Genomic DNA, 18,041 nt, shown 5'->3' with positions numbered 1-18,041 from the left:
CGCAGCATGAAACAACCATTAATGATCATCACGGCACTATTATTAAGCCACAGCTGTTTTGCAGCCCCCTTTTGCCCCTGGCCAGTGCCGGGCAACGAAACAAAACGCTTTATCAACCTTACCGTGGTGCAAACCATCGATATCGGTAATGAAGAGCTGCGAATTGCTTTTGGCGGTGGCAATTTGGGTAGCGGCCATGAAATCAAACTTGCCATTAAAAGCCACGCAGAGGGGCTTAAAACCCTGCAAGAGATGACTGAAACAGCGCGCCGCTGTGATCAGCATAATTAATTGCCCGCTTATTTTTTTAGCTGTTTTCTCCCTCGCAGCAGCTCTTTTTCTAATATATTACGCTGGTCAACCCCGGTGGCGGTGACGGCGCCTGCCACCGCTGGTGCCTTACGCCACTTGGGGCCAATTAGGCGCATCCCGTGTACACGCTTAACCATATCAAGGCAATACACCCCACCTGCAGCGGGCCACCAACGGTCCCCTGCATTTTCTAAAAACCGGCTTCTGGATAACCATTTTTCTCTTTGCACCGGCAGACCATAACAAAGAAACTCACCCCGCATCGTTTCAAAACCCAGTGAGGCTAACCAATCTTTCAGTCTGGGCAAAGACACAAAATTGCCACGCCAGGGAGCAGGATGAGTACCATTTTTTAAGCGGCGCAATCCCCATAAACTCCACGGATTAAACCCTGTAATTAGTAAACGCCCTTCCGGCATTAAAACACGCTCCGCCTCACGTAACACGGCTTCCGGGTTTGCGGCAAAATCCAGCACATGGGGCAAAACCAGTAAATCAATACTCTGATTTGCAAAGGGAAGTGATTCACTCATGCAACGTAAAGCCACACCAGCAGTTTGCCCGGCCCGTAAACGCCAGGCCATACGATTAGCACGCAGGCAATCGAGCTGTGGCAGTTCAAGCTGCACTGCCTTATAGCCAAAGATATCGGTAACAGTACGGTCGTACCAATCCATCTCTGCACTTGCCAAATAGTGACCTAATGGCGTAGCAAGCCAATCTGCAAAGTGGTTCAATCGAGCATCAACATTTAAAGGCATTCTTGTATGATCCGCATCAGCGCCGTGCCAATTTTCGAAGACAATTATATCTGGGTTTTGCAAAAAGGCCGCCATGCCATTGCAATAGACCCGGGCGATGCTCTGCCTTTGATTCATCATCTCAAAGAAAATCAGCTAGAACTGGCGGGGGTTTTAATTACTCACCATCATCATGATCATGTCGATGGCCTGCCTGTACTCTGGTCTCACTACCAGATGCCTGTATTCGGACCTGCCAGCATCAAAAATGTTTCCAACCCGGTGCAAGAAGGCGAAACACTACAAATGCTTGGCACAGATTTTAAAGTAATGAGCGTGCCGGGACATACCCTTGATCATTTAGCCTATGTCGGTGCAGGTGCCCTTTTTTGTGGAGACACCCTGTTTGCAGCAGGCTGTGGCCGGCTTTTTGAAGGCACGGCAGAGCAGATGTATGCGTCACTTCAGCGCTTTGCCACACTGCCTGATCACACTCTTGTTTGCTGTGCCCACGAATACACACTGACTAATCTCAGATTTGCTCTTACCGTAGAGCCTGATAATACAGTCCTGCTTGAGCGGATACAAAGCGATGCCGCTCTGCGTGAACAAGCACTTCCCACCTTGCCATCAAGCATTGCTAAAGAAAAAGCCACTAACCCCTATCTGCGCTGCGATCAAGCCAGTGTCGTTCACTCCGCCAAGAAGCAAAACCCCCAGGTAGAGAATGCTCTAGATGTTTTTGCCACACTGCGCAAGTGGAAAGATAACTTCCGTTGATTTCAAAGCAATATCCGCCATCAAGCATAAACATATTGACAAGATCAGACAGCAGCGGCAGCATCGCTCGATTATTGTGTGTTTTTAACGTAGGTACCCATGAAGCAAAGCATCCTTGTTGGTCTTATCTCAGGTCTATGTTCCTTGGGTTCGTACGCAGATACTACTGCCCCTGCAAAACTAGATTACCAGCTGCATAATCCCAGTTTCACCCCTCAAGATGACACATATCGCACTATCGATGCGCTGTTTTCTGAAGTAGTCAGCACTCCGGAGTACGCCGATTTATGGGCGCGTGTCCGCACCGGGTTTACTATTCCGGAACTGGATCATCAATTAGTCAGCAAATGGGAAAACTACTACGCTAGCCGCCCAGAATATCTAAATCGTATTATTAAACGTGGCACCCCATACTTATATTATGTAGTGAATGAAGTTGAAAAACGCGGTATGCCCATGGAAATCGCGCTTTTACCCATGATCGAATCAGCCTTCAATCCACGGGCAGAATCATCGGTAAAAGCCGCAGGAATGTGGCAATTTATGCCTGCCACCGGCAAAGACTACGGCTTAGAGCGTACATGGTGGTATGACGGGCGTCGTGACGTAGTCGCGGCCACCAGTGCCGCTCTGGATTACTTAAGCGGCAGCTATAACCAGTTTGGTGACTGGCAGCTTGCACTGGCTTCCTATAACTGGGGTCCAACAGCCGTAGCACGTGCCGTGGCTAAAAATGAAGCAGCCAGCCTTGGCACTCAATTTATTGATTTACGCACGCCAGATGAAACGCGTAACTACGTGCCCAAGCTGCTGGCAGTACGCAATATCATAGCCAACCCTGATGCCTATGGTGTCACGCTCGAATCTCTGCCTAACAAGCCTTACTTTGCCACACTCACCGTCGGCAAGCATATGGATGTTAAAGTTGCTGCCGAGCTGGCCGAAACGCCGGTTGAAGAACTGCTAAAGCTAAACCCAGGCTTTATCCGCCCGGTTATTGCCTATAAAGACGATCGCTCGCTCGTTTTGCCAATTGCCAAAGTAGCCGCTTTCCAGAAGAACCTGGCCAGCTACGACAAACCGCTGCTTAACTGGCAACCCTATGTAACCAAGCAAGGGGAGTCATTCGAGCAGCTGGCAAGCGCATTTGGCGTTGCCGCGAGTGAGCTAAAAGAAATTAATGATATTGGAGGCCGCGAGCGTACCGCGCGTGGCCAGACCATTCTGGTACCTAAAATCACTGGTCTGGATGTCTCTGATCGACAAACCCTCATGGCCTTAGCTGCAAACCGTGCCGCCGAGCCGGTCGATACCGGAGCAAACGACAAGCCTCACACTCCGGTGCTCGCCAGCGCCGAGCATAAAGTGATCAAAGGGGATACGGCCTACAATATTGCAAAACGATATGGAATGAATGTCGATCAACTTCAGTCCATGAATAAAACTGCTAATGCCCAAATAAAAATCGGCCAGGTTCTGCGTGTCTCAGCACGCCCCGGAAAGATAGCAACAGGAAATGATGGCCGTGAATATATCGCCAAACGTGGCGATACATTCACCTCTATTTCCAAGCGCTACAAAGTAGCCACTGCCGATCTAAAAAAATGGAATAGCAGCAAATCAATCCAAGCGGGTACCAAGCTAGTCATTTACTAACACCCGACCAACAAAAAGCCTCTGAAAAATGAACTGACCCCAATTAGTTGGACAGTATAAAAGCTAGGTGCTCAAGGGCTGGGTTCTATATTGAACAGGACTCAGCCCTTTTAACTTCAACTTGATTCGGTCGTGGTTATAGTAATGAATGTAGTCCACGATGCCTTGCTCCAGTTGCTCAATACTAGTGAATTTTTCCTGGTAGAAAAACTCTGACTTCAACGTACCAAAGAAGCTTTCCATCGTTGCATTATCGTGGCAATTGCCCTTTCTTGACATACTTTGTACCAGTCCTTTCCCTGCCAATTGCTGCCGATACTTTGCCATTTGATACTGCCAACCCTGATCCGAATGCAGTAGTGGTTTTTCATCCGGGCTCAGCTTAACGATCGCTTTCTTTAGCATTTGACTGACCAGCGCAAATACTGGGCGGCGCGCCATTTCAAAAGCGATAATTTCTCCATTGTATAAATCCAAAACTGGCGACAGATAGAGCTTTTCTCCCTGTACGTTAAATTCAGTCACATCGGTTACCCATTTCTGATTCGGCTTATCTGCACTAAATTGTCGCTGCAATATATTTGGCGCGATTTTGCCGCATTCACCCTTGTATGAACGGTACTTTTTAGGCCGAACGCACGACTTCAAACCCAGCTCTTGCATTAAACGCTGCACCGTTTTGTGATTAAGCCATTCGCCCTTATTACGCAGCGCCAGCATGATGCGCCGGTAGCCATAGCGCCCTTTATGCTCTGCAAACAGCGCTGTAAGCTGTGTTTTGACGTTTTGATACTTGTCGCTCACCGCCAAAGCCTGCTTCTGGTAATAGAAGGTGCTACGCGGCAACTCGGCTTGTTTCAACAAATCAGCCAAGGGAAACTGCGGCCTTAATTCAAGCACTATTTGTGCTGTTTCTGCTGTGCCGATTGGGCTTTGGCTTGAACTAAGGCATTGTACTTTTTTATGTAGGCCACCTCTAAACGGAGGCGTTTGACTTCTGCAATGAGTTCTTCACGGCTACGGGTTTCATCATCAATCGGCAGGGGAGCAGTGTTATTTTCGGCAACGGGCATGGGTGATTTCTTTCGACCTTTAGGCGCAGGTTCAAGGGCAGCAATTCCGCCTGCGCAATACTGCGTGCTCCATTGGCTCAAACAAGTGGGGCTACGAATATCAAAATAAGCGGTAGTTTCCTGCTGGGAAAGATGATTGTCCCACATGTGCTGGAGCACGGAGAGTTTGAACACGGCATCGTAATGACTGTATTTGGGGGCTAAACCCGATTCACCATGCTGGCGAAACGACCTCACCCAGCGACGAAACATGGCCTGCTCGATGCCATATTGGTTAGTAATCGTTTTAATACCTGCTTCGCCCGTTAAATATTGCTGAACGACAGAAAGCTTGAATTGCGTTGTGTACTTGGACATAAAAACACCCCAAAAATATGGACGGGTGTCCAACTTTTGGGGTGCAGTTCAAAATTCAGAGGCTTTTTTTGTACCTTTATAAGGAAGAACCAACAATCTGCCACTTTTCATGATGCTCACGAATCAGCTGTACTGCGTCTTCAATCGTGTCGACCACAACCGGAATCTGCATATCCACATCACTGGCTAAGCCCGCATTATTTTCAACCATATAGCGTCGCGCCCAATCAACCTGCTCATGCCACATTTCGCCAACCAAAATCAAGGGCGTGTTGTAGAGCTTACGAACCTGAATCAATTGCCACACCATTGCCAGCTCTAATAAAGTACCGATCCCGCCTGAGGTCACAATAAATGCATTTGAGCGCAAAATAAAATGGTGCAAGCGGGAAAAGAATGTTTTGTGCTCGTAAACCTTACCCACGAAATCATTTACATTCTGTTCAAAATCCAAATCAATCCGAATCCCTACCGATGCTTCCGGACGATCTGGCGCACCTTCTCTTGCTCCTTCATTTGCCGCCTGCATTAAGCCTGGCCCACCCCCTGTCACAATACGGCATCCCATCGCGGCTAATTCACTAGCCAGCTGTTTAACCGCTTCATAGGCAGCGGAGCCATCCTGAATACGTGCTGAGCCGAAAATAGTAACATGATAATCTGGAGTATGTGCAGGCCGTAAACGCGCCAATTCATCAACGACATCCCAAAGCTTAAGTACGGCATCACCCACAATATCAAGAGCCTGCTCATCATCAATTATGCCAATGGGCTTGTTGTTTGGATTTATCATTTTTTTATCCCATGCAATATATTAAAGGTATAGAACATATTATCTCCACAGCACATCAATGAAACAAAAATCATTTGATAAGCCAGTATTTATTTTGCATCATAGCAAATGGATTTTTATAAAAAGAAAATATCTACTCTAAAGCATGCTCACACAAAAATAATTACTCACAATACCACTCAAATTTATATTCTTTGATCATAGATCAATACAACATAAAGCATATCTACAGCAACAGAAATAAATGTTACTGTTCAATAAATAAAATACAGCATTCGCTATACTGACCGTTTAAGGAGAGTTATTTTGCAACTAGAACACTTGGTCGCGGTTAATGCCCCGTCTAATGATTTTATCCTAAGCAGAGCAAAACTCTGGCAAGGCTTGGTACTGCGCGCAGAGGCACCCGATCTATTCATGCCCCATGTAGACAGCGTAAAGATTATTGAGCGCAGTGATGTGCACTTACTTAGAGAAATCACCATTGGTGCAATGCATATTCAAGACCGCATCCATCTGGCCAATAACATGCATGTGCGTTATGACACCGAACCTGGCCAGCAACATGCAGGTGGCACTTTGCTGATGAAAATCGAAGAGCCTGAAGCCAATATGCTGTTTGTGCGTTTTCACTATCAAACCCCCATGGATGAGCAGGGTGAAGATGAGGAATACGCAAAGTTTCTAAAAGCAGCCTGGCAGCAAACAGATCTGGAAACCATCCAGAAAATTCGTGAATTTGCCGCAAAAGGCCGCTTTGATGCACCGGCTAATCTGGCTTAGAGCAAAGTAAAATCAATTTCACCGACATGATTAAACACATAATCTGGCTTGTACGGAAACTGTCTGATCATCTCGGTGTCTGACACCCCGGAAAGCACCAGGGCTGTCTTCATTCCAGCTTCAATCCCTCCCACAATATCCGTATCCATTCTGTCGCCAATCATCAAAGTATCCTCTGGATGCACACCCAATTTACGGGTTGCCAGCGTCATCATCAAAGCATTGGGTTTGCCTACAATATATGGCGTCTTGCCGGTAGCCGCTGAAATCGCAGCAAGAATCGTCCCTGCAGCAGGCTCGCTACCACCGCCTTCAACCGGATCAATCATATCGGGATTCGTACCAATAAATTTAGCGCCACCATCAATAAAGCGTACTGCTTTTTTCATTTGATCGAAATTAAAGCTGCTTGATTTTGCCACCACTACATAATCAGGCTTACTTTCCGAAATAGAAAAACCCACATTATAAAGCTCATTAATTAAGCCACCACCACCAATAATAAAAACGGTAGCACGCTCCTTCTGGCTGTGCAAAAACATTGCAGTAGCCATTGCACTGGTAATAAAATTTTCTTCCGTCAACCCATGAATACCCAACGCTTCCAGTTTTAGCTTTAAATCGAGCGGGGTTTGCTCTGCATTATTAGTCAAAAATAAAAAAGGAAGCTTGCTACTTAATAAACGCTGAATAAATTCATTTGCACCAGGAATTAATTGCTTACCACGATAAATTACACCATCCATATCAGAAATAACGCTTTTAACCATTTCCTTCTCCCTGTAAATCAACGTTCTCTAAATATATTTAAGCTTACACTCACGAGAATTTTATTAACAGACAAACAAGAGTTACTCGTTGTAATCACTTTCTAACGAATGATGCCAACTCGAATAATAAGCAATATTAATACAAATAATTTTCAATCCAATCACCCAAAATCCACTCAGCAAAATGAGCAAATAGTGCCGCTCATAAGGTAAATACTGCCAAGTTAATCTAGGCCAAATTTCTACAAGAAGAAGCTCGGTATAATCGCGCCACTTTAAAAATTCAAACAGAACTTAATATGTCTCAGACACTTCATACACAAGACCAAACCGCCAATCCAGCTCCACTAGGATTACTGGGGTTTGGCATGACCACCGTGCTCCTGAATCTACACAATGCAGGAATAACCGAGCTTAGCTCAATGATCCTGGCAATGGGTATTTTCTATGGGGGGATTGCCCAAGTTATTGCCGGTCTGTTGGAATGGAAAAAGGGAAACACCTTCGGCACCGTTGCATTCACTTCCTACGGTATGTTCTGGCTCACGCTGGTAGCCCTGCTCATCCTGCCTAAACTAGGCCTGGCAGAAGCCAGCTCAATCAACAGTATGACCGCCTATCTCACCATGTGGGGGATATTTACAGCATTCCTGTTTGTCGGCACGCTCAAACTCAATAAAGCCACGCAATTTATTTTCGGCTCCCTAACCATCTTATTTGCTCTACTCGCCCTTGGGGACTACACAGGCAGCTCAGTAATCAAACAAATAGCAGGAATTGAAGGTATTATTTGTGGTGCATCTGCCATCTATGCAGCAATGGCCCAAATACTGAATGAAATGTATGGTAAAGAAGTCATGCCTCTCGGCTAACATCTGGCAATAGATTTTCTCCAGAATAAAAAAAGCCCCGATATCAAACGATATCGGGGCTATTTTTTTTCCAAACAAATCCTAGATTTGCTCAATATAAGGTGTCTGGTAATGACCTACTTTCACACAGGTATCTGCACTATCATCGGCGCTAAGGTGTTTCACTGTCCTGTTCGGAATGGGAAGGAGTGGGGCCACCTTGCTATGGTCACCAGGCTAAAACTGTTTATGCCTGCTTATACAACTCAGCAAACAATTTATCTCATCTGTAAAAACAACTACTTCACTTATAGCAAAACCCCCGCCTCTTTCGAGTACGGGGGTCTTGTTTACATCACGTGCGAATCTTTGATTCGCTCAGTAAGGGTGTCTGGCAATGACCTACTTTCACACAGGTAATCTGCACTATCATCGGCGCTAAGGTGTTTCACTGTCCTGTTCGGGATGGGAAGGAGTGGGACCACCTCGCTATGGTCGCCAGACTTTAACGGGTTAACTCGTTGTGTGTATTGCTCCACAACGCGTTCAGTTCAATAGAAGAAGTAATATGTACTGCTTGTTGCTCTCAAATCTAACTCTAATCTGGGTAGATTATATACCGTCGCACACACGCGTCTCAGGTTATAGGATCAAGCCTTACGGGCAATTAGTATCGGTTAGCTTAATGCATTACTGCACTTCCACACCCGACCTATCAACGTCCTGGTCTCGAACGACCCTTTAAAAGGCTTAAAGCCTTGGGGAAATCTCATCTTGAGGCGAGTTTCGCGCTTAGATGCTTTCAGCGCTTATCTCTTCCAGATTTAGCTACCCGGCGATGCCACTGGCGTGACAACCGGTACACCAGAGATCTGTCCACTCCGGTCCTCTCGTACTAGGAGCAGCCCCCCTCAAATTTCCAACGCCCACTGCAGATAGGGACCAAACTGTCTCACGACGTTTTGAACCCAGCTCACGTACCACTTTAAATGGCGAACAGCCATACCCTTGGGACCGGCTACAGCCCCAGGATGTGATGAGCCGACATCGAGGTGCCAAACTCCGCCGTCGATGTGAACTCTTGGGCGGAATCAGCCTGTTATCCCCGGAGTACCTTTTATCCGTTGAGCGATGGCCCTTCCATTCAGAACCACCGGATCACTATGTCCTGCTTTCGCACCTGCTCGACTTGTCTGTCTCGCAGTTAAGCCGCCTTATGCCATTACACTATCAGTACGATGTCCGACCGTACCTAGGCGACCTTCGAGCTCCTCCGTTACAATTTGGGAGGAGACCGCCCCAGTCAAACTGCCTACCATGCACGGTCCCCGATCCGGATAACGGACCAAGGTTAGAACCTCAAAGGGGTCAGGGTGGTATTTCAAGGTCGGCTCCACGCAGACTAGCGTCCACGCTTCATAGCCTCCCACCTATCCTACACAAACCACTTCAAAGTCCAATGCAAAGCTACAGTAAAGGTTCACGGGGTCTTTCCGTCTAGCAGCGGGGAGATTGCATCTTCACAAACATTTCAACTTCGCTGAGTCTCAGGAGGAGACAGTAGGGCCATCGTTACGCCATTCGTGCGGGTCGGAACTTACCCGACAAGGAATTTCGCTACCTTAGGACCGTTATAGTTACGGCCGCCGTTTACTGGGACTTCAGTCAAGAGCTTGCACCCCATCATTTAATCTTCCAGCACCGGGCAGGCGTCACACCCTATACGTCGTCTTTCGACTTTGCAGAGTGCTGTGTTTTTGATAAACAGTCGCAGCCCCCATTTCTCTGCGACCCATTTCTGCTCCATTCGCGAAGAACTTCACATACTCTGGGCTCACCTTCTCCCGAAGTTACGGTGATAATTTGCCGAGTTCCTTCTCCTGAGTTCTCTCAAGCACCTTAGAATTCTCTTCCTACCCACCTGTGTCGGTTTGCGGTACGGTCAATATAAAGCTGAAGCTTAGAGGCTTTTCTTGGAAGCATAGGATCAATCACTTCAGTCCGAAGACTTCGTCGTCACGTCTCAGCGTTATAGCAGCCCGGATTTGCCTAAGCCACACGCCTACTCGCTTAAACCACCTATTCCAACAGATGGCTGACCTACCTTTCTCCGTCCCCCCATCGCACTTCATATCGGTACGGGAATATTAACCCGTTGTCCATCGACTACGCATTTCTGCCTCGCCTTAGGGGCCGACTCACCCTGCGCCGATGAACGTTGCGCAGGAAACCTTGGGTTTTCGGTGTGCGGGCTTTTCACCCGCATTATCGCTACTCATGTCAGCATTCGCACTTCCGATACCTCCAGCATCCTTCTCAAGACACCTTCGCAGGCCTACGGAACGCTCCTCTACCATATGTACCATCGGTACATATTCGCGTCTTCGGTTATCAGTTTGAGCCCCGTTACATCTTCCGCGCAGGACGACTCGACCAGTGAGCTATTACGCTTTCTTTAAATGATGGCTGCTTCTAAGCCAACATCCTGGCTGTCTATGCCTTCCCACCTCGTTTTCCACTTAACTGATTATTTGGGACCTTAGACGGCGATCTGGGTTGTTTCCCTCTTGACCATGGACGTTAGCACCCACAGTCTGTCTCCCATGCTCGCACTTGACGGTATTCAGAGTTTGCCATGGTTTGGTAAGTCGCGATGACCCCCTAGCCATAACAGTGCTTTACCCCCGTCAGTGATACATGAGGCACTACCTAAATAGTTTTCGAGGAGAACCAGCTATTTCCAAGTTTGTTTAGCCTTTCACCCCTATCCACAGCTCATCCCCTAATTTTGCAACATTAGTGGGTTCGGACCTCCACTGCGTATTACCGCAGCTTCATCCTGGCCATGGATAGATCACTTGGTTTCGGGTCTACGCCCAGCAACTATGCGCCCTATTCGGACTCGGTTTCCCTACGCCTCCCCTACTCGGTTAAGCTCGCTACTGAACGTAAGTCGCTGACCCATTATACAAAAGGTACGCAGTCACCCCATTTTGCAAGGGCTCCCACTGTTTGTATGCATCCGGTTTCAGGTTCTATTTCACTCCCCTCCCGGGGTTCTTTTCGCCTTTCCCTCACGGTACTGGTTCACTATCGGTCGATGATGAGTATTTAGCCTTGGAGGATGGTCCCCCCATCTTCAAACAGGATTTCTCGTGTCCCGCCCTACTTCTCGCATGCTTAGTACCAACCAATCTCTTTCGTGTACGGGGCTATCACCCACTATCGCCAGACTTTCCAGACTGTTCCACTAAAGTTTGATCTATCACATGCAGGCTCTTCCCATTTCGCTCGCCACTACTTTGGGAATCTCGGTTGATTTCTTTTCCTTCGGCTACTTAGATGTTTCAGTTCGCCGAGTTCGCTCTACACCACCTATGTATTCAGTGATGAGTGACCCAAAAGGGCCGGGTTTCCCCATTCGGATATCGATGGATCAAAGCTTATTTGCCAGCTCCCCATCGCTTTTCGCAGGCTAACGCGTCCTTCTTCGCCTATCATCGCCAAGGCATCCACCAGATGCACTTAGTCGCTTGATCCTATAACCTCAAACACGTATCAACAAAGTTAATACAATTCGAAGTATCTGATTTCGCTTTGTTTGCGACATCGATTATTCAGTTCTGACTTCGAATAATCAATTTTGATACAATCTACCCTTATTTATTTCTAAACTTGAGTATTACTTCTTCTATTTTTTTAAAGATCAATTTACTGTCTTGCTGATTTTAGAAACCAGAATTAATGTGACTTTTGTTCAGCCCGATTAATTCTGCATCCTAAACCAACAATCCCTAAACCTACAGTCGATGAGTGTGAGTACTCAATCCAAAAGTCTTCTCTTGAAAGGAGGTGATCCAGCCGCAGGTTCCCCTACGGCTACCTTGTTACGACTTCACCCCAGTCATGAATCCCACCGTGGTAAGCGGCCTCCCGAAGGTTAGCCTACCTACTTCTGGTGAAACCCATTCCCATGGTGTGACGGGCGGTGTGTACAAGGCCCGGGAACGTATTCACCGCGACATGCTGATCCGCGATTACTAGCGATTCCGACTTCATGGAGTCGAGTTGCAGACTCCAATCCGGACTACGATCGGTTTTATGAGATTAGCTCCACCTCGCGGCTTGGCAACCCTCTGTACCGACCATTGTATGACGTGTGAAGCCCTAGCCATAAGGGCCATGAGGACTTGACGTCATCCCCACCTTCCTCCGGTTTGTCACCGGCAGTCTCCTTAAAGTGCCCAACCAAATGATGGCAACTAAGGACAAGGGTTGCGCTCGTTGCGGGACTTAACCCAACATCTCACGACACGAGCTGACGACAGCCATGCAGCACCTGTGTTCAAGTTCCTTGCGGCACCCCCCAATCTCTCAGAGGTTCTTGACATGTCAAGGCTAGGTAAGGTTTTTCGCGTTGCATCGAATTAATCCACATCATCCACCGCTTGTGCGGGCCCCCGTCAATTCCTTTGAGTTTTAGCCTTGCGGCCGTACTCCCCAGGCGGTCTACTTCACGCGTTAGCTGCGTTACTAAGGAACGAATTCCCCAACAACTAGTAGACATCGTTTAGGGCGTGGACTACCAGGGTATCTAATCCTGTTTGCTCCCCACGCTTTCGTGCATGAGTGTCAGTATTAGCCCAGGGGGTTGCCTTCGCCATCGGTGTTCCTCCGCATCTCTACGCATTTCACTGCTACACGCGGAATTCCACCCCCCTCTGCCATACTCTAGTTCACCAGTTTGCAATGCAATTCCCAGGTTGAGCCCGGGGCTTTCACATCACACTTAATCAACCACCTGCGCACCCTTTACGCCCAGTAATTCCGATTAACGCTTGGACCCTACGTATTACCGCGGCTGCTGGCACGTAGTTAGCCGGTCCTTATTCTTCCGGTACTGTCATCCCCAAAAGATATTAGCTCTTAGGATTTCCTCCCGGACAAAAGCGCTTTACAACCCGAAGGCCTTCTTCACGCACGCGGCATTGCTGGATCAGGCTTGCGCCCATTGTCCAAGATTCCCCACTGCTGCCTCCCGTAGGAGTCTGGACCGTGTCTCAGTTCCAGTGTGGCGGATCGTCCTCTAAGACCCGCTACAGATCGTCGCCTTGGTGAGCCTTTACCTCACCAACTAGCTAATCTGATATCGGCCGCTCTAATAACGAGAGGTCTTGCGATCCCCCTCTTTCCCCCTCAGGGCGTATGCGGTATTAGCTATCCTTTCGGATAGTTATCCCCCATTACTAGGTACGTTCCGATATATTACTCACCCGTTCGCCACTCGTCAGCGCTGCAAGCAGCCTGTTACCGTTCGACTTGCATGTGTAAAGCATGCCGCCAGCGTTCAATCTGAGCCAGGATCAAACTCTTTAGTTTAATCGCTAAGCTAGTACTTACTGGCTTACAAAACTCAAGCCATTCCGAAAAATGACTCTTACTATGCAAGCACTTGTTTCGCTTCCGAATCAAGCACTCACACTCATCGACTGTATTTTTTTAAAGATCGTTTCGCTTGCCCAAACACCCTGTTGCCGTGTGTGCTGCAGCGAGAGGCCGAAATATACGGACCTTACCCGGGAAGGTCAACCACTAGCGGGATATAAAAGCCTAGTAATGCGCTAACTGATTGATTTTAAAAAAGCCAAATTAATGAGCAATTTTAATAAAGCATCATTTAGCCTGTAATGCGCACTTATAAAATCATGCATGGCAAAGCAAACAAGCCGCTTTTTAAGTGGCTTGTTTCAATTTTAAGCAATTTACTCGTCTGAACCCGCAGGCTTTCTGCGCATACCACCTGAAATCATGATGTATTCAAACAATCGGCACTCTAAGCCTCCGTTGTACAGCGGGGTACGCTTCGAAGCCTTAAGACCCATATGTTTCGTAATATCCATATCGGCAGTCAGAAAATAAGCTCTCCAGCCTGAGAAGCGCTTTTTCAGTGCATCGCCCCACTGCGGATACAGCGCAGCCAGTTTTTCTTTTTCATCCAAACGCACACCGTAGGGCGGATTGGACAGCCATACACCCGGCGTATCAAATGGCGGCTTGGCGTCCATTGCATTCAATTGTTTTAGATGGATGGTATCGTCAAAGCGGGCGTAATCTAAATTAGCCTGGGCATGAGCAATAGCTGCCGCCGATACATCGCTACCATAGATAGGGAAGATCTCTTTGGTTTCCGCCGCTTTTGCCGCAGCAACCAGCTCTTGCCACATGTCCTCACTATGTAAACGCATTTTCTGAAATGCAAATTCACGACGCGCACCCGGTGCGATTTTACGCGCAATCATAGCCGCTTCAATCAAGAAGGTCGCCGAACCACACATTGGATCGTAAAGCGCCTCGGCCGGAGTCCAGCCGATCAAGGCCAAGATACCGGCAGCGAGATTTTCGCGCATCGGTGCTTCGCCGGTTTCGATACGATAGCCACGCTTAAACAGCGCATCGCCTGAGGTATCCAAATAAAGGGTGGCATTGCGATCGGTAAGATAAAGCTGGATACGCATATCCGGCTCGGCGGTATCCACACTCGGACGCTTGCCGCCTTTCAGACGGAAGCGATCACAGATGCCGTCTTTAATCCGCAGCGCAACAAATTCAGGACTGCGAATCTGCGGTACACGATAGGCCGTAACGCCCACCTTGATGGTGCAATCCACAGAAAACAATTCAGCCCAATCTAAATCACGCGCTATGGCGTAAAGATCGTCTTCTGTTTTCCAGCTTTTTTCTGCTACGCGCCAAAGAATACGGCTGGCAATACGGGATTGCAGATTGGCTTCGTACATCAAAATCCAGGAACCAGCGAAACCCACGCCACCATCGGTCGCTTTAATCTGATCGGCGCCAAGTACTTCTAATTCAGCAACGAGCGGCCCTTCCAGTCCTCGGGGGCAGGGGGCGAAAAAATGGAATACTTGTTTCATACGATCAGCTCTTGTTGTGCAGTTTCAACCCGGCGACGGGTTTGAAGAATCAGTGGCGCCCAAGTGTCCCCCGGGCGCTTTTTACGGGTGGTCAGCGTCAAATCGGAAGGCGCGTAAACATTAGTGTTATGGGTCAGTGGCGTGGTAATTAAATACTGTGCCTGCGTAGCTTTTAAAAATGCACCAACGCGATCAATGTTAAAAATATCCAAGTGAGCAAACGGCTCATCAATGAATACAAAGCCCGACGGATTAGCATCATCCATCATCAAACCGATTAACAGAATCAAGGACTTCATGACCTGCTGGCCGCCCGATGCTTCACCATCGTTCATGCCCATCATACCTTTCTGGTCAAAATTGAATCGCGCAGCCAAACCCGCTTGTGCCAGCACGGCATCGTCATTATCCAGATGCGGCATTTCAGCTTCTACATCAATCCCTGCCAGCTCACCCAGACGGGCAATGTTACGGCAGTAAGCGCGTACGGTGGCACGCAGCTTATTAATATAAGCAGCACGCGCTTCATGCGTTAGCTCACCGGTGCGTTGCACTTCTTTGTAATGCACTTCGGCATCACGCTGCACAGTATCATAATCATTTTGCAACTTATCGCGGCGGGCCAGAATTGTTTCATCCGTTTCCCACTGGCCATTTGCTAATTGCTGGCGTTGGCGTTCCAGCAAATGCTGCACTTCGCGCACGCTGCCAAATTGCTCACGCACGGCATTCAGCGCCGATACATCGCTTAAATGATCCTGCATGCTGGTTTTCAACTCGCGCAGCTGACGCAGTTGCTTATGGATTTCCAGCTGCTGGCGCTGCGCCTGATCTTGCTGATAATTCACTTGCCCAGCCAGACGCTCGCGCTGATCTTTGCTTCGCTCAAACCCCACGCGCAACTCTTCACGTGCATCCCGCGCAGCTTCCCAGGCGGCCTGTGCTGCAGCCAGCTCGGCACCCAAGTTTTGAACAGATTCCTGCTCACCCGGAAAACGTGCTGTAGCTGCGGCAAATTCTTCCTGACGCGCTGCCAGCTGTACCACCGCCTGCATACCCATCAGTTGCTCGGTATGTGCACTAATATCGCGGCTTAAATCTACATCGCGCGCTTCTGCATCCAGAATTTGATGATTCAATACTTTTAAACGGCTCAGTGCGTCGCCTAAACGAGATTGCCGCGCCGCCTCACCAAAAGCAAAATCACTCGGGCGCACGCTAATATCGCGACCACCACGGCGCTCTTTGTGATAACCCTCTTGAGTAATCCAGTCACCATCAACCTTACCCCCCGCCTCAACGGTGACCACGCGCTGAGTGCGATTAAGTAACTGCACCACCCAACTTGGTGCATCACCATTGAAATCGACCACTTCCAGCACTGAGCCTTTATTGGCACGCGGCACAGGCTCGCTATCGGGCACAATAAAATGACGATAGCGTAAGCGCTGGGCAATTTCCCAAGCGCGGCTTCTATCACTGGCCCGTTTTAGCAAAACGATATGGCGATAAGGTGCCAGCAAGGCTTCAACCGCCTGCTGCCAGCTTGCATCGGTGACTTCAACGATTTCAGTCAGCACCTGGTGCGAAATAGCCGCCTCATCCAGAGCGGAGCGCATATTGCGGGTAAAATCTGGCGACGGTGCTCTACCCGCTTGCAGGGCATTTTGCATGTCCGCCAATTGCTGGCGCTCTTCTTTAGCGCTGCGCAGCCACTGCCTTAAGCTGGCAAGCTGCTCTTTTAACGCGAGTAATCGGTCATTAATACTGACAGCATCGCGGCCATGCTCTGACTCGGCAAGCTCTCGCAGACGAGCTTCTTCTTTCAGGAGTTTTTCAGTATCACGGGCCGCATCACGCACCTGCTGGAATAAAGCAAAGTGATTATCGTAAGCCTGCTTGGCTTCACGCTCCCCCACCATGGCCGCTTCGCGGTGCAGATCGAACTCCGAATACGCCAGGTTCAACTCATCCAGCTCTTGCTTTTTGGCCCGTAAATTGGTGCGCGCAAGACGGAACTGCTGCAATCCCGCTAATAAAGCATCCCATTGTTCAAGATATTTAAGGCCCGGCACAACGTCTTTTTCTAAGCGAACCACATCGCGCTGCAGAGCCTGCCATTCCAGAAAGCTGTTAGAGCGCAGCTTCATCCGCTCCACATCCAGCCCGATCTGGGCCATCTGTTGCTCGACCTTTCCCAGCTCGCTTTCGGTTTCTTTCAGACGCAGCTTGGCATCCTGATAGTTATCCAGCACCTGTTTGTCGCCAAAAACCTGAAAAACCAAATCCAGCAGCGCCTTTGGGCTGTACTCGCACAGCTTATCGGTATCACCTTGCTCCAGCGCCAATACCTCAGCAATTGCAGCGGTCAGGCCCGCCGATTCAAGGCGGCGTTTGTATTCATTTACCCCCAGCCATTGCAGGCCGCTTTCGGTTTCAGGTGTTAGCTCAACCACGCCCTCGGCGATGGCGTAATGGCGCACCCAATCCCCGCCTTGTTTTTTTACGCGGCAAAACAAGGTGACTTCAGGGCTGGTAATCGGGAAAAACAAATAGGGAAACAAGCCACCTTCACCACGGCGCGGATTGGAAACCACACCACGCAGCCAGGCAAAGTTTTCTTTATTATTGCGAACATAGCGCTTGTAATCACGACGGCCCGAACAGCGCAGGGCCAGCAGGGTGCGTAGCGCGTCCAGCATAGTCGTTTTGCCTGAGCCATTTGGCCCGACAATGGTCACAATCTGGGCATCCAGCGGCACACGAATCGCACGCCAGAAATCCCAATGAACCATTTCTATTTCACGAATCTGAAACATTAATCCTCAACCTATGTCTCGATAAAACTGCATCACAGCTTATCTAAATACGGACTATCTTGACGCAACCCAGAAGCTGCTTTTTTGAGAAGCCATTTATCCCGGCAATGGTCACAGCATCCAGCGGTGCACAAATGGCACACCAGAAATCCCAGTAGCGTTTTTCGCCATC

At 48.7% G+C, this 18,041-nt stretch carries 11 protein-coding genes and 4 rRNA genes; 5 read left to right on the top strand and 10 right to left on the bottom strand.

Features of this window, described 5'->3' with window-relative positions:
• Positions 1-6: 6 nt before the first annotated feature.
• On the top strand, positions 7-291 hold the full coding sequence (locus EJO50_RS14745; RefSeq protein ID WP_125975416.1) for a hypothetical protein: 285 nt from the start codon (positions 7-9) through the stop codon (positions 289-291).
• An 8-nt stretch (positions 292-299) separates the two neighbouring features.
• Here the strand turns inward: EJO50_RS14745 and EJO50_RS14740 are convergent, their stop codons facing one another.
• Positions 300-1,073: a class I SAM-dependent methyltransferase gene (locus EJO50_RS14740; RefSeq protein ID WP_125975414.1), complete on the bottom strand. Its 774-nt coding sequence runs from the start codon at positions 1,071-1,073 to the stop codon at positions 300-302.
• A 6-nt stretch (positions 1,074-1,079) separates the two neighbouring features.
• On the opposite strand from EJO50_RS14740, the gene gloB reads away from it, so the two are divergent.
• Positions 1,080-1,832: a hydroxyacylglutathione hydrolase gene (gloB, locus tag EJO50_RS14735; protein WP_125975413.1), complete on the top strand. Its 753-nt coding sequence runs from the start codon at positions 1,080-1,082 to the stop codon at positions 1,830-1,832.
• 144 nt (positions 1,833-1,976) lie between these two features.
• Positions 1,977-3,488 carry a LysM peptidoglycan-binding domain-containing protein gene (locus tag EJO50_RS14730; protein WP_164521522.1) on the top strand — a complete coding sequence of 504 codons (1,512 nt, stop codon included), beginning with the start codon at positions 1,977-1,979 and terminating at the stop codon, positions 3,486-3,488.
• 63 nt (positions 3,489-3,551) lie between these two features.
• On the opposite strand, the gene EJO50_RS14725 is transcribed toward EJO50_RS14730, so the two are convergent.
• Both EJO50_RS14725 and EJO50_RS14720 read right to left on the bottom strand, forming a co-directional pair.
• Positions 3,552-4,918, bottom strand: a protein-coding gene (locus EJO50_RS14725; protein WP_125975409.1) for an IS3 family transposase whose coding sequence is annotated in 2 segments (ribosomal slippage) — positions 3,552-4,397 and positions 4,400-4,918 — 1,365 coding nt in all. Because the reading frame shifts where the segments join, the coding sequence is not laid out codon by codon here.
• 76 nt (positions 4,919-4,994) lie between these two features.
• Complete coding sequence (locus tag EJO50_RS14720; protein ID WP_125975407.1) at positions 4,995-5,711, bottom strand: LOG family protein; 717 nt, start codon at positions 5,709-5,711, stop codon at positions 4,995-4,997.
• 306 nt (positions 5,712-6,017) lie between these two features.
• Here EJO50_RS14720 and EJO50_RS14715 point away from each other — a divergent pair, with 306 nt between their 5' ends.
• Positions 6,018-6,494, top strand: coding sequence for an SRPBCC family protein (locus EJO50_RS14715; RefSeq protein WP_164521521.1), 477 nt, complete (start codon positions 6,018-6,020; stop codon positions 6,492-6,494).
• Here the strand turns inward: EJO50_RS14715 and EJO50_RS14710 are convergent.
• Positions 6,491-7,264 (bottom strand): HAD-IIA family hydrolase, encoded by a 774-nt coding sequence (locus EJO50_RS14710; RefSeq protein ID WP_125975403.1) that lies wholly within the window; start codon positions 7,262-7,264, stop codon positions 6,491-6,493. The genes EJO50_RS14715 and EJO50_RS14710 overlap by 4 nt on opposite strands.
• 299 nt (positions 7,265-7,563) lie before the next feature.
• Between EJO50_RS14710 and EJO50_RS14705 the strand changes: the two genes are divergently transcribed.
• Positions 7,564-8,136, top strand: coding sequence for an acetate uptake transporter (locus tag EJO50_RS14705; protein ID WP_125975401.1), 573 nt, complete (start codon positions 7,564-7,566; stop codon positions 8,134-8,136).
• Between the two features lie 103 nt (positions 8,137-8,239).
• On the opposite strand, the gene rrf (EJO50_RS14700) is transcribed toward EJO50_RS14705, so the two are convergent.
• The 6 genes from rrf (EJO50_RS14700) to EJO50_RS14675 all read right to left on the bottom strand — a co-directional run bounded on the left by rrf (EJO50_RS14700) (position 8,240) and on the right by EJO50_RS14675 (position 17,869).
• A 5S ribosomal RNA gene (gene rrf, locus EJO50_RS14700) occupies positions 8,240-8,352 on the bottom strand.
• Between the two features lie 152 nt (positions 8,353-8,504).
• Positions 8,505-8,618: ribosomal RNA gene (rrf, locus tag EJO50_RS14695) — 5S ribosomal RNA — on the bottom strand.
• Positions 8,619-8,761: 143 nt separating this feature from the next.
• Positions 8,762-11,654 (bottom strand): 23S ribosomal RNA (locus EJO50_RS14690).
• Positions 11,655-11,960: 306 nt separating this feature from the next.
• Positions 11,961-13,494, bottom strand: a 16S ribosomal RNA gene (locus EJO50_RS14685).
• Together the 16S, 23S and 5S rRNA genes form the textbook arrangement of a ribosomal RNA operon.
• 383 nt (positions 13,495-13,877) lie before the next feature.
• A complete protein-coding gene (locus EJO50_RS14680; protein WP_125975399.1) occupies positions 13,878-15,050 on the bottom strand; it encodes a THUMP domain-containing class I SAM-dependent RNA methyltransferase in 1,173 nt (390 codons plus the stop codon).
• Positions 15,047-17,869, bottom strand: coding sequence for an ATP-binding protein (locus EJO50_RS14675; RefSeq protein WP_125975397.1), 2,823 nt, complete (start codon positions 17,867-17,869; stop codon positions 15,047-15,049). Before EJO50_RS14675 ends, EJO50_RS14680 begins: the two co-directional genes overlap by 4 nt.
• Positions 17,870-18,041: the final 172 nt, after the last annotated feature.

The sequence above is a fragment of the Iodobacter ciconiae genome (genome assembly GCF_003952345.1).
Classification (GTDB): Bacteria; Pseudomonadota; Gammaproteobacteria; order Burkholderiales; family Chitinibacteraceae; genus Iodobacter; species Iodobacter ciconiae.
This window is presented reverse-complemented; position numbering and strand designations above follow the sequence as displayed.

Excerpts from the sequence above, each read along its gene's own strand:
- EJO50_RS14710 (WP_125975403.1), bottom strand. The coding sequence starts at position 7,264 with ATGGTTAAAAGCGTTATTTCTGATATGGATGGTGTAATTTATCGTGGT.
- EJO50_RS14720 (WP_125975407.1), bottom strand. The coding sequence starts at position 5,711 with ATGATAAATCCAAACAACAAGCCCATTGGCATAATTGATGATGAGCAG.
- EJO50_RS14705 (WP_125975401.1), top strand. The coding sequence starts at position 7,564 with ATGTCTCAGACACTTCATACACAAGACCAAACCGCCAATCCAGCTCCA.
- EJO50_RS14740 (WP_125975414.1), bottom strand. The coding sequence starts at position 1,073 with ATGCCTTTAAATGTTGATGCTCGATTGAACCACTTTGCAGATTGGCTT.
- EJO50_RS14745 (WP_125975416.1), top strand. The coding sequence starts at position 7 with ATGAAACAACCATTAATGATCATCACGGCACTATTATTAAGCCACAGC.
- gloB (WP_125975413.1), top strand. The coding sequence starts at position 1,080 with ATGATCCGCATCAGCGCCGTGCCAATTTTCGAAGACAATTATATCTGG.
- EJO50_RS14675 (WP_125975397.1), bottom strand. The coding sequence starts at position 17,869 with ATGTTTCAGATTCGTGAAATAGAAATGGTTCATTGGGATTTCTGGCGT.
- EJO50_RS14680 (WP_125975399.1), bottom strand. The coding sequence starts at position 15,050 with ATGAAACAAGTATTCCATTTTTTCGCCCCCTGCCCCCGAGGACTGGAA.